General features: G+C 30.6%; 11 protein-coding genes and 1 other annotated feature. All 11 genes read right to left on the reverse strand.

Features of this window, described 5'->3' with window-relative positions; genetic code table 11:
- Positions 1–61: 61 nt before the first annotated feature.
- Positions 62–2,203: a hypothetical protein gene (locus tag Tmeso_RS13655; RefSeq protein WP_099192146.1), complete on the reverse strand. Its 2,142-nt coding sequence runs from the start codon at positions 2,201–2,203 to the stop codon at positions 62–64.
- Positions 2,204–2,213: 10 nt separating this feature from the next.
- Entirely contained in the window at positions 2,214–2,471 is a 258-nt protein-coding gene (locus Tmeso_RS13660) for an IreB family regulatory phosphoprotein (RefSeq protein WP_099192164.1), read from the reverse strand.
- Positions 2,472–2,553: 82 nt separating this feature from the next.
- The gene (gene alaS / locus Tmeso_RS13665; RefSeq protein ID WP_099192148.1) at positions 2,554–5,190 is read right to left on the reverse strand and encodes an alanine--tRNA ligase; all 2,637 of its coding nucleotides are present in this window, start codon (positions 5,188–5,190) and stop codon (positions 2,554–2,556) included.
- 132 nt (positions 5,191–5,322) lie between these two features.
- Positions 5,323–5,546: a binding site (T-box leader), on the reverse strand.
- 54 nt (positions 5,547–5,600) lie between these two features.
- A complete protein-coding gene (locus Tmeso_RS13670) occupies positions 5,601–5,786 on the reverse strand; it encodes a hypothetical protein (RefSeq protein ID WP_099192149.1) in 186 nt (61 codons plus the stop codon).
- A 198-nt stretch (positions 5,787–5,984) separates the two neighbouring features.
- Positions 5,985–7,070, reverse strand: a complete 1,086-nt coding sequence (mnmA, locus tag Tmeso_RS13675) for a tRNA 2-thiouridine(34) synthase MnmA (protein ID WP_099192151.1) — start codon at positions 7,068–7,070, stop codon at positions 5,985–5,987.
- A gap of 141 nt (positions 7,071–7,211) precedes the next feature.
- Positions 7,212–7,658, reverse strand: a complete 447-nt coding sequence (gene nifU, locus Tmeso_RS13680) for a Fe-S cluster assembly scaffold protein NifU (RefSeq protein ID WP_207653860.1) — start codon at positions 7,656–7,658, stop codon at positions 7,212–7,214.
- The gene (nifS, locus tag Tmeso_RS13685; protein ID WP_099192154.1) at positions 7,658–8,845 is read right to left on the reverse strand and encodes a cysteine desulfurase NifS; all 1,188 of its coding nucleotides are present in this window, start codon (positions 8,843–8,845) and stop codon (positions 7,658–7,660) included. Before nifS ends, nifU begins: the two co-directional genes overlap by 1 nt.
- Positions 8,846–8,875: 30 nt before the next feature.
- Positions 8,876–9,295: an RrF2 family transcriptional regulator gene (locus Tmeso_RS13690; RefSeq protein ID WP_099192156.1), complete on the reverse strand. Its 420-nt coding sequence runs from the start codon at positions 9,293–9,295 to the stop codon at positions 8,876–8,878.
- A 407-nt stretch (positions 9,296–9,702) separates the two neighbouring features.
- Complete coding sequence (locus tag Tmeso_RS13695) at positions 9,703–11,112, reverse strand: restriction endonuclease subunit S (RefSeq protein WP_099192158.1); 1,410 nt, start codon at positions 11,110–11,112, stop codon at positions 9,703–9,705.
- The gene (locus Tmeso_RS13700) at positions 11,113–12,531 is read right to left on the reverse strand and encodes a class I SAM-dependent DNA methyltransferase (protein WP_099192160.1); all 1,419 of its coding nucleotides are present in this window, start codon (positions 12,529–12,531) and stop codon (positions 11,113–11,115) included.
- 2 nt (positions 12,532–12,533) lie between these two features.
- Positions 12,534–12,989: a type I restriction-modification enzyme R subunit C-terminal domain-containing protein gene (locus tag Tmeso_RS13705; RefSeq protein WP_278281494.1), complete on the reverse strand. Its 456-nt coding sequence runs from the start codon at positions 12,987–12,989 to the stop codon at positions 12,534–12,536.
- Positions 12,990–13,123: the final 134 nt, after the last annotated feature.

Genomic DNA, 13,123 nt, shown 5'->3' on the forward strand with positions numbered 1-13,123 from the left:
TTCACCATCCTTATCGTAAATTTCACCTTAAAATAAGTCCCTGATTAACAGGGACTTAAAATCATTTTGATGTATCTAGTTCTTTTGTAAGTAAGACAAGTACAGGTATTATAACATAAGCTATGCTAGTCGCAGCTGCAACTACACCAGAATCGTTAACTAAAAATCCAATTATACTTGCAACTATAATACTAGTCCATCCTTTTGCAAGATATGAATATTTATCGCATACTTTTTTAAGTATTCCAACAGGTTTTTGAAATAGTACAATTACTATTAAAAGTCCTAATATTAAAACCTTACTCCATATAGATACTCCTATTAACTTCATATTCATTGCAATTTTTCTCGTTATTATCTGAAGTATTACAAAAGGTCCTCCAGATGTTATTTTCTTTATAGCTCCTGCTAAATGAGATTGACTTTTTATAAAGTATATATCTATTATTGCCATAGTAGATACTACCCCGACTACAGCAACTCCTATAAAAATCATCTTCTTTAAATCTACTTTTATATCATAAAGCGTCATTATCAAATATAAGAATGAAAATACTGCTGTTATAGTTCCACCTACATTAGCTCCCATTTTAGGATGTCCTAGTATTACTATTGATGCAAGAAGTATTAGAGATGCTACTTTTTTATTTATTATATTTTTTTGCAGCATACCTACAACTGAGAATATTAAAGAACCTATCAAAACTCCCATATATTCATTTCCTATACCATAGTATCTAGCTCCAATTATAGGATCATAACCAAGTAATGAGCTTTTTATCATATTCTGACCTGTAGCACCATCTATTAATACACCCCCAGCAACTAATGCACTAAGAAGTATAAGTTTGCTCAAATCATCTTTTACAAATTTATATACTATAAAGTAAACAATTATTAGTAGCCCTATTATACAAGTTATTATGGATCCTTTAGTTGAATAATTAAGTAAAGGCGCTATCAATAATACAAATGGTATAGATATTGTGAATTTCAATATAGCACACAAAACTCTAAATGTATTTTTAGGAGTCTTATGCCTAAAGAATATTGCTACAAGCATTATTATCCACATTATCATCTCAAATGCGGCATAAGTATAAAGTACAGGTATTCTTATTTTCATATTAGATACTATTTTATCATAATCTTTTGATAAAAATTCCATATTATTATCATATGAAATTTTCTGTATAGTTTTTCCAACTATAACATCTGACTTTATTCCAAAGTAATCGAATATATCAGCAGATATATCTAAATTTGATAAAACACCTTTTCTTCTAGTTGTCCCAGATGTTATTAATCCTTTTCCCTCTCCATCAAATAAAACTATAGGAGATAAACTGTATCCATCTATATAGTCTTGCTTTTCAGGATAAGCACTAATAATATATATTCTATCGTCTTTATTTGATATTTCGAATACTTTTTCTAAATAATCACTTATATTAGAATATATTTCTCTTTTTATTTTTTCATAAGAAGCTTCATTTAAATTTTCTTTATACATATCTAACCTATATGTATCTCCAAGTTCTACAATGAGCAGATTATTTTCATCATAATACTTTTGTGTTTCTTCTTTTAACTTATCATAGTCTGTTCTTATTCCAAACGGCATAGTTTGATCTTTAATATTAATATCCTCTATATTTCCATTTTCAATCTGTCCATTTTGGTCCATTCCTATAAGAGCTATCTCTCTATTTTTTTCTTCATCAGTATCTGCATTTCCCAAAATAGCTAAATCCAGATTCTTATTATTAAATTCATATCCAATAGCACCTAAAAATGCTCCGTATTCTCCTTTTTCATTAGACACATTAGTTTTGTTAACATCTAAATTATTTATATATCCAGGATTTATACCAGTTCTTCTAAGGTATATCTCTTTGTTATTTTCATTTAAAGTTCTAAAGTCTATGTCTAACGGATTTATATAAGCTCTAGTTCCTGCACCTATACTTGCATAGGACCTTATATCTGAAGTTCCATTTGAGCCTTTTATATTCATAAGTCCTACATATCCAGTTTCATTCATTTTATTATTTAGATATTCTATATTTTCAAAATCAGTTATACTAGTTCTATTTATATTTATTAATATGACTTTTCCTTTTTCATTTGCAAAACTCATGTCGGGTGCAGAATTAATTAGTACAACTATTAGCAAAAATAATACTAAAAACTTCTTTTTCAAATTCGTCTACCTACTTTCCTTCTAGATATTTTTTTAAAACTTCCTCTAATATCTCATCTCTTTCATATTTTTTAACTAAGCTTCTTGCATTATTGTAACTAGTTATATATGTAGGGTCTCCAGATAATAAATAACCGATTAATTGATTTATAGGATTATATCCTTTCTCAACTAAAGCAGCATAAACACTTTCTATTATTTGATCAACACTTAGGTTATCTTCTTTCGATGCCTCAAATTTCATAGTATAGTCCATATTTTCCATAATTAACACCTCTTTTGTATATTTTTATTACATAATATCCTATTATAACATAAAACAGGAGCATTAGTTCGCTCCTGTTCTATTATTACTTAATTTGATTTTCTAATACTTCTTTAGCTTTCATTAAAGCCTCTGTTATTTTAGAAGAATCCTTACCTCCAGCTTGTGCCATGTCAGGTCTTCCTCCTCCATTTCCACCAGCAGCCTTAGCAACCTCTCTTATTATATTACCAGAGTGAACTCCTCTTTGAACCACATCTTTTGTAGCAGTAACTATAAAGTTAACCTTATCATCAGCTTTATTTGCGATTACTACGACACATGATCCAAATTTATCTTTTAGATTATCCCCCATATTTCTTAAAGCATTCATATCCATATCTTCAAACTTTGCTGTTATTAAATTTACACCATTGATTTCTTTTCTAGTTATTGCATCATCAACTGAAGCCATGGCTAATTTATTCTTTATAGAGTCTAATTCCTTATTAGAATCCTTAAGTTCTTCTACAATAGACTTAGCTTTATTTATAATGTTATCTTCTTTAACCTTTAAGGTAGCACATACTTCATTTATAACAGTTTCCTTCTTGTTTAAATATTCATAAACACTCATTCCAGTTATAGCTTCAATTCTTCTAACTCCTGATGCTACCCCTGACTCTGAAAGTATTTTAAACATTCCTATTTGAGAAGTATTAGTTAAATGAGTTCCTCCACAAAGTTCAACAGAGTACTCACCCATAGAAACAACCCTTACAACATCTCCATATTTTTCTCCAAATAAAGCTGTAGCTCCCATATTCTTAGCATCAGCTATAGACATTTCAGTTGCACTAATATCTAACGAGTTCATAATTTGACTATTCACTATTAATTCTATCTTTGAAAGTTCTTCACTTGAAATTGATTCAAAATGAGTGAAGTCAAATCTAAGCCTTTCAGCAGTTACAAGTGATCCCGCTTGTTGTATATGATCTCCTAAAACTTCTTTTAATGCTTTATGAAGAATATGAGTTGCAGAGTGATTTCTAGCACTATTCATTCTTATCTTCTTTTCTACTAAAGCACACACCTTATCATTTAACTTCAAACTTCCTGATTTTATTATAACCTCATGGTGTATCCTATTATTTATACCTTTTTTAGTATCTAATACATCCCCTTCAAAGTTATCATTTGATAATATACCTTTATCTCCTGCTTGACCTCCACTTTCTGCATAAAAAGGAGTCTTATCAAGTATTATAGTTACACTCTCCCCATTATGAGCCTCAGTTACTATTTCGTTTCCTTTTACCATAGCTTTAACTATACACTCGTTGTCTAAAGATGTATAACCTACGAACTCACTTCTTATATCATTATCAAGCTTTGAGAACACATCTTCTTTCCAACCATCTGACTCTCCATTTTGTCTTGCATTTCTAGCTCTTTCTCTTTGCTTTTGCATCTCTTGTTCAAAAGACGTTTCATCAACCTCAAGATTTTCCTCTTCAAGTATTTCCTTAGTTAAATCTATTGGGAATCCATAAGTATCATATAATTTAAATGCATTTTCTCCAGATAAAACTTTTTCATTGTTTTCTTTTAGTTCATCTATATACGACTTTAATATTTCTATACCTTGATCTATAGTTTCTTCAAATCTTTCTTCCTCTATTTTAAGTACCTTTTTAACATAATCTTTCTTTTCAACAAGTTCAGGATAAGCATCTCCACTTATATCTACAACCTTATCCATTAATTCATATAAAAATGCTCCTTTTATACCAAGTAACTTGCCATGTCTTGCAGCTCTTCTTAAAAGTCTTCTAAGAACATATCCTCTTCCTTCATTAGAAGGTAATACTCCATCTGCTATTAAGAAAGATGTTGCTCTTATGTGATCAGTTATTATTCTTATAGATATATCTGTTTTATTATCCTTTCCATACTCAACACTAGATAATTTAACTACTGAATCTAATATATATTTTATAGTGTCAACTTCAAATATGTTATCTACACCCTGCATTATACAAGCCATTCTTTCAAGACCCATACCTGTATCTATATTTTTGCTTGCAAGTTCATTATAATTTCCTTGCTCATCCTTATCAAATTGTGTAAATACGTGATTCCAAAACTCTATATATCTATCACAGTCACATCCTGGTTTACAATCAGGATTATCACATCCATAAGTTTCGCCTCTATCATAGTATAGTTCTGAACATGGTCCACAAGGTCCAGTTCCTATCTCCCAGAAATTATCATCCTTACCAAGTCTAACCATTCTTTCTTCTGGAAATCCCATTTCCTTACTCCATATATCATAAGCATCATCATCATTTTCATATACAGAAACCCATACCTTATCTTTAGGTATTTCTAAATTTTCTGTTATAAACTCCCAACCCCACTTTATAGATTCTCTTTTGAAATAGTCTGCAAAAGAAAAATTACCTAACATTTCAAAGAAAGTACCATGTCTTGCTGTCTTACCTACATTTTCTATATCTCCAGTTCTTATACACTTTTGACAAGTAGCCATTCTTTTATTAGGCGGTATTTCTTTTCCCATAAAATACGGTTTAAGTGGAGCCATTCCAGCGTTTATAAGAAGTAAGCTATTATCATTTTGTGGAACTAATGGAAAGCTTCCTTTTGCTAAATGATCTTTTGTTTCAAAAAAATCTAAGAATCTACTTCTTATTTCATTTAATCCTAATTTTTTCATTCTTATTCCTCCTAAGTTTATATTCATAATTATGTACAAAAATTCACTTTATACTAACGCATTGCTCATGTTGCCAACGAGTCCCAACGTACTCCGTTGCTCAAAAATAAAATCCTCGCCTCTATGATAGAACATAGGGGCGAGGATTGATTTCGCGGTACCACCCTACTTCAACTGCAAAGCAGTCTCAGGATAAAGCCTTAGTTTTAACGGAGTCACATCCGACGTTTTCTACTTAATTGTTTCAAAAACGCTACTCCGAGACAGCTTCGATAGATTTATCTAGAAACCTTCCAGCCTAGGGTTTCCTCTCTATAAGAATCAATCAATCTACTAATTCTCTTCACAGTATTTAAATATGAATTTTTACATAATTAAATTTTATATTCAAAATCAAATTATGTCAATAATTAAAAGAAACCTCTATCCATTCTATTCATTACATTATTTGCAACTTTAGCAACATTTCTTCCTGTTCTATACATTCTTCTTCTTTGTCCCATATTCATTCTAGACACTGCATACATAGAAGCTGCTGCTCCTATAACTCCGCCTATAACCATAGGATTTGTCATAACACTATTATTATTCTTCAATATTATTCACCCCTTTCTAAAACTATTTTTTACAAAGGAGAAAAATATATACTGAGTAAAATTTTCATATTTATCCGAAATCTAAAAGTTCTAAAACTCCATCCTCTTTAAGGCTGTAGTTAAGAACTTAACAGTTTCTGGATTAGCTCAGCTAAAAATTCAAATGGGGTAAAAACTCCATCTGAATTAAGTTTCGATTTATATTCTTTTTTCTATTATGGCTCCACCTATGACAATATCTCCATCATACATAACTACAGATTGACCAGCAGTTATAGCTCTTTGCTTTTTATCAAATAATATTTTTATTTTATCTTTTCCTTCTTTATAAACCGTAGCATTTTCCGGTTTACCAGAATATCTAACTTTAGCTTGAACTTTAATAGGTTCTTCTATATCATCAAAAGGTATAAAATTTACATCAGTAGCTATTAATCCTTGACTAAATACATCATCATGGTCTCCTAAAACTACTGCATTTTTCTTTGGTAATATATCAACTACAAACATAGGCTTTCCAAGAGCTATGCCAAGTCCTTTTCTTTGACCTATAGTATAGTGTATTATTCCCTTATGTTTTCCCAGTATGTTTCCTTCTTTATCTATAAAGTATCCTTCTTTTATTTGTTTATTCGTATGACGCTTTACATATCCTGCATAATCATTATCCTTTACGAAGCATATTTCCTGACTGTCAGGCTTATTTGCAACTATAAGTCCAACTTCAGCTGCTATCTCTCTTATTTTATCTTTTGTATAATATCCAAGCGGAAATAGAGTATGCTCAAGCTCATGTTGAGTCATATTATATAGAGCATACGTTTGATCTTTTGCATCAGTTATGGATTTTTTAAGTAAATATCTACCCGATTCTTTATCATGTTCTATCTTAGCATAATGTCCAGTAGCTATATAATCACAATCCAACTGTTTAGCTTTTTCAAAAAACTCACCCGATTTAATATATTTGTTACAAGCTATACAAGGATTAGGTGTTCTTCCCTTGGAATACTCATCTATGAAATAATCTATTACTTTATCTTTAAAAACTTGTTTAAAGTTCATAACATAAAAAGGAATACCTATTTTATTTGCAACTCTTCTAGCATCTTCAACAGCGGATAAAGAACAACAACCACCTTCTCTTTCCATTATTTCCTCATCTTCATCCTGCCAAAGCTTCATAGTTACTCCTATGACATCATACCCTTGCTCTTTTAGTAAATATGCTGCGACAGAACTGTCTACTCCACCACTCATTCCTATCATTACTCTTTTTTTCAAAAAGACCACCTCTATCTATTCTTATGATTAATTTTTTAGACTAAATTATTCTTATTTTTTATTTTTATTATGTAATTATACAACTATTATTATATAATATTTTAAAAAAAATTAAACCCGAGAATTTTCCCGGGTAATTTTTTATTCTTCTTCCTCTATATCATGGTGATGATCATGGTCATCCTCTATTTCTACATCTTCAAGTCCTTCTACATGAACATTATTTTTATTAGCATAGTCTATTATAGCTGACTTTATAGCTTGTTCTGCTAGAACTGAACAGTGCATCTTAACTGGCGGAAGTCCATCTAAAGCTTCAGCAACTGCTTTGTTTGTAAGAGTTAAAGCTTCTTGAAGACTTTTTCCTATCACCATTTCTGTAGCCATACTTGAAGTTGCTATTGCAGAACCGCATCCAAATGTTTTAAACTTAACATCTTTTATAATATCATCTTCTACTTTTAAGTAGATTTTCATTATATCTCCACATTTAGCATTTCCAACTTCTCCTATACCATCTGCATTTTCTATTTCCCCAACATTTCTAGGGTTCATAAAGTGATCCATTACTTTTTCTGAATACATTATTAGTTTCCTCCCTTAACTATCTTTTCATATAATGGTGACATCTGTCTTAATTTATCTACTATTTTCGGAAGAGTTTCTAATACATAATCTATATCTTCCTCTGTATTTTTGTATCCTAACGATAACCTTAAAGATCCATGTGCTATCTCATGTGTAAGACCTATAGCCATTAATACATGAGATGGGTCTAATGATCCTGATGTACAAGCTGATCCACTAGATCCTGCTATTCCCATCATATCAAGACTTAATAAAAGTGATTCCCCTTCTATAAATTCAAAACAAAAGCTTGTATTTCCAGGTAATCTATGCTTTAAACTTCCATTGACTCTTGTATAAGGTATTTTTTCTAAAACACCTTTTATAAGTTTTTCTTTAAGTTCAGTTAATTTATTTATATTTTCATCTAAATTAACTCTTGCAAGTTCAGCTGCCTTACCAAAACCTACTATCCCAGCCATATTTTCAGTTCCAGCTCTTCTTCTTTTTTCTTGAGCTCCACCATGAATTATAGAATGTAGTTTCACACCTTTTCTTATATATAAAGCTCCTACACCTTTTGGCCCATATATTTTATGAGCTGACATAGCCATTAAATCTACATTTAAATCTTTAACATCTATATGCAAGTTTCCTAGAGCTTGAACTCCATCAGTATGGAATAATACTCCTTTTTCTTTAGCTATTTGTCCTATTTCTTTTATAGGTTGAATTGTTCCTATTTCATTATTAGCAAACATAATTGATATAAGTATAGTTTTGTCTGTAATACTATTTTTAAGTTCTTGTAAATCTATTAGTCCTTCAGAATCAACATCAAGATAAGTTATTTCAAATCCATGATGTTTTTCTAAGTATTCACAAGTATGAAGTACAGCATGATGCTCTATCTTAGTAGTTATAATATGATTTCCTTTTTCTTTATTAGCAAATGCAGCTCCTTTAATTGCCCAGTTATCTGATTCAGATCCACCACCAGTAAAATAAATCTCTGAAGACTCTGCATTTATAAGTTTAGCTACTTGATCTCTTGCTTCATCTAGACATCCCTTAACTTCTCTTCCAAAAGCATGTACACTAGATGCATTCCCAAATAAATCATTATAGTAAGGCAGCATAGCCTCAAGAACTTCTTTCTTCATAGGTGTTGTAGCTGCATAATCCATATAAACTCTTCTTTTTTCCATTTTGACACCCTCCTCTACTTCATTTCATCTTTATTTTTGTTTTTTATGATCATCTATCATATTTTGTAATGTAATCGAGTCTATAACACTGTCTACACTTTCTTTAATCTTTTCCCATACAACTTGAGTCACACAATGTCCCGACCTTTTGCATTCTGTTTCATTTTCAAGAACACAATCTGATGGAGCTATAGGACCGTCTAATATTCTTATTATATTTCCTACAGTTATATCACTAGCTTCTCTAGCTAATAAGTATCCTCCTTGTGCTCCTCTTATACTGTTTATAAGCCCAGCTTTTCTAAGCTTTGCAAATATTTGTTCTAAGTACTGTTCTGATAAATTTTGATTTTGTGCTATATGTTTAAGTGGAACTGGTCCATTATCTTGATTTAAAGCAAGTTCAAACATGGCCTTTAATCCATATCTTCCTTTAGTTGATAGTTTCACTATATCACCTCTTTTAATCCCTAGTGTTTAACTATGAATTCTGATTTCAGTATATTATACCCAAGTAATTTTGTCAACATTCATTTTTATAATTTTTTATAGGAAAACTTCACCAAAATTCGCATATTCTCATTTTTCAAAAACCTCTAAGAAACTTAGGTGGTTAATCCAAAATAAAGAGGATTAAAATAACGTGAATGTGTTAAATATTTTAATAAAACTAAGCATTACATCTTATTGAATATACTAAAAGTTCTAAACTCCCTACGGTCAGACAACGAACTTTCTTAACGTATCTTCAATAAGCTGTAATACGAGTTTTATACAAAAATATTTAAATCATTCACTAACATTTTAATCCCCTTCATTTTGTAGATGTAGTTCTTAAACTTTGGATTGTTTTTATTCTACAACTTTTCTTTTAATATATCTTTTAATAACTCTAATGCACTTTCTTCACTTGGATCATTAGTTCCAAGTTCTCCTCTAAAAGCTTTTGCAAGTATTGATTTTTTAATAAGTTCTATTTGGTTTTCAATCTGTGTTAATTCTTCTATTTTAGATTCTTCTTCTAGAAGTTTATCTAGTATTTTTACTATTTGTATTTGTTCTTCAATCGGCGGAAGAGGAACAGGAATAATTCTTGCTTTTTTTGCTGATATTTCTTTGAATGTCGTTCCACTTGCATATGATTCAATTAAACCAGTTGAAAATTTTAAATACCAATACCCATATATATGATACATTGCTTTAGTTGGCTCAAAACTTTTAAATCCTTGATTTGTACATAATTCTTTTCCTGCAATAACTACATATCCTATAGGAGCCCTTGAAGATAAGAGTAATGTATCTTTTTTTAATAATTTGGCTGAACTTTTATTTAATCCTAATTCTGTTATATTTCTCTTCCCATAATGTATATATTTTTCTTGGTAATTAGACAAATCAGCCGGTGTAATCCATGATATATTACCATTTTCATAGTATTCTTTACATGAAGTTTTTGGAGTACCTCCACTAACTACATCTGTTATATCTCCAATTTTTACCCACTTCCATTTTTCTGGAATCTCATAAGGTGACTCTATATTGTCACTATCATTAGTTTTCTTTTTCTTACTATTTAACTTCTCTCTTTCTTCTTCTATTCTTTTTAATAACGTCTCTGCACATTCAACACCAGTATTTTCTTCTCTCCACTTTTTAGTTAACTCTCCTCTAAAAGCTTTTGCAAGTATTGATGATTTTCTATTTTTAAAATCTTCTCTAGCTTCTTCAATAAGTGCTTTTGATTTGTCTAGTTTAGAAAATAAAGATTCTATTTTTTCAACTATTCTCTTTTGCTCTGAAAGCGGAGGAAGGGGTAGTGATACAGGATATATTTTTTGTCCAGATATAACAGGTTGTGCTGAAGATTTGCTATATTGACCTAGATTAATTTTATTTAACAATCTATATAAATACATTTTATTTAATTTTTCATCTGGATAACTTACAATAAATGCATTATCCGTAACCCACGCTTTTGTATTGGTTATATGAACATTTCCACAGTTAGCTCCTACTCTTCCGATAATAATCTTTTCTTCTTCTATGTTATACGTATCATGAACACCAGTTATTCCATTTCCACCATAAACAGGTACACTACCTTCTGAATTCATCTTAGATTTAGGTAGACCTTTACCTGATGATACTGAAATTAAAGTACCTAAATTTGTAAACACCCAATTCTCAGGAACTTTATATGGCACTTCATCCTCTGGCACTAAAGCTTCTTCTAGTAACTCCTCTAATGTCTTTTTCTTCTTAGGCATCTAGTTTCCTCCTTCTAAGCTTTTAAGCTCTTTTATAATACTTAAAAGAAGGTCTGTTGCTTCTTCTAGTTTTGCTACTGCTTCTTCTGCACTTTCTATAGGATCTGGTAAGTCTTCATAACTAGTTAAAGATTCATCCTTTATAAGTCCTAAATCCAGTGTATCTCCTTTTTCTTTTATTTCTTCTCTTGTAAATACACTTAATCTTTCATCTTCTACTTTGCTTCTCTCTTCAGCATTATATGCTTTTATGAACTCTTCAAAATGTTTTTCTGTAAATGGAGTTCTCTTACCGAAAGATGGCATATTAGTTCTTAAATCATAGAACCATACTTCTTTAGTATTCTCTTTTTCAGTAGTACCTCTAGTAAAAAACAATACGTTAGTTTTTACCCCTTGAGCATAGAATATTCCTGTTGGAAGTCTAAGTATAGTATGAAGGTTGCACTTATTCATTAAGTCTTCTCTTATCTTTTGTCCATCACCATCTTGGAACAATACGTTATCTGGAAGAACTACTGCTGCTCTTGCTTTTCCATCTTTTTTAAGCGATCTATAAATATGCTGAAGGAAGTTAAGTTGTTTATTTGATGAAAGATATGTTAAGTCATCTCTAGTCGGTCTTTCTCCACCTTTTTTAGTTCCAAAAGGAGGGTTAGTCATAACTACGTCATAACCTTTCATTTGTTTTCCAAGGTTAGATAATGAATCTCCTAAATATATATTTCCTTCTATATCATGAAGCATTGCATTCATAAGTGCTAGTCTGTGAGTTTCATGTACTAGTTCACATCCTGAAAAAGCTTCTTTTATTTGAAAGTCTTGTTCTTCTTCACTTAAATCAAACAAATCATCCGTTTTCTCTTTTATATATTGGTCTGCTGCTATCATAAATCCAAAAGTTCCTGAAGCAGGGTCGTTGCATCTTTCTCCTGGTTTTGGATCTGTTAGCTGTACTATTACATTTATTAACGGTCTTGGTGTAAAATACTGTCCTGCTCCTGATTTTTTCTCACCTGCATTTTTCTCTAAAAGTCCCTCGTATAAATTACCAAGTCCTTCTTCTCTTGCACTATACCAATCTAGTGAATCTATAGATTTAATAATTTTCTCAAGGTTCTTAGGTTCTTCTATGTTAGTATTGGCATCTGCATATATTTGCTTTACTCTGCCATTGCCTTTTTCTCCAAGATCAAGAAGCAGCCTTCTATAAAAACTTCTAAGCTCTGCTCCTTCTTTTTCTACAAGATTATCCCATCTATATTCCTCTGGAATATTACCCTCAACTCCTGTTTCTTTTGCCATTTTTAAGAATAATATATAAGTAAGTTCAGTTACATATTGGTGATATGTAATTCCATCATCTCTTAGTACATTACATAAGTTCCATAGTTTAGTTACTATTTCTTGATTATTCATTATTATGCTAGTCCCCTCTCATCATATAAGTTGTCATTTATAACCTCTATTACTTCATCTAGTTTTCCTTCAAAATACTTATCAATTCTATCATATCCACCATTCTTTTTAAATGCTCCACTATTAAAAGATTCTTTATCTATTATACATTCTTTTAAAAGCTGCTTTTCAATTTTATCTAGCCATTGTTTTTGGACTTTAGTCCAAGTTTGAAGATTTCTGACTTTCTTCATAGCTTTTTTGATTCTTTCTTCATGGTCAATTAATGAACTTCCTATTGCTTGTTGTCTAATAAAGCTGATTATATCTGCTGTTATATCTTCATTAGTCATGTTTTTATAAGCACTATTAAGCTGTGTTTCTGAAAAACCATGTTTATTCAGCTCAAGTCTTAATGATTTTAAAGAATCTCTTGTAAGCTCTTTAGGTCTTTGGCAAACAATTTGAAGTGCTTGTATTTTATTTACACCACTTTACAAGAAAATCTAACTTGCTAAATCTTCTATATTAATATATCTACATAGGTATGGAATGCGAGATAGATTTTTCTTGATTTGCTGTATTTTCAACAACTTGCTAAAAAATAGTTCTT

Origin of the sequence: Tepidibacter mesophilus (genome assembly GCF_002724055.1) — a bacterium.
GTDB classification, from domain to species: Bacteria; Bacillota; Clostridia; order Peptostreptococcales; family Peptostreptococcaceae; genus Tepidibacter_A; species Tepidibacter_A mesophilus.

Excerpts from the sequence above, each read along its gene's own strand:
- alaS (WP_099192148.1), bottom strand. The coding sequence starts at position 5,190 with ATGAAAAAATTAGGATTAAATGAAATAAGAAGTAGATTCTTAGATTTT.
- nifS (WP_099192154.1), bottom strand. The coding sequence starts at position 8,845 with ATGGAAAAAAGAAGAGTTTATATGGATTATGCAGCTACAACACCTATG.
- Tmeso_RS13695 (WP_099192158.1), bottom strand. The coding sequence starts at position 11,112 with ATGCCTAAGAAGAAAAAGACATTAGAGGAGTTACTAGAAGAAGCTTTA.
- Tmeso_RS13700 (WP_099192160.1), bottom strand. The coding sequence starts at position 12,531 with ATGAATAATCAAGAAATAGTAACTAAACTATGGAACTTATGTAATGTA.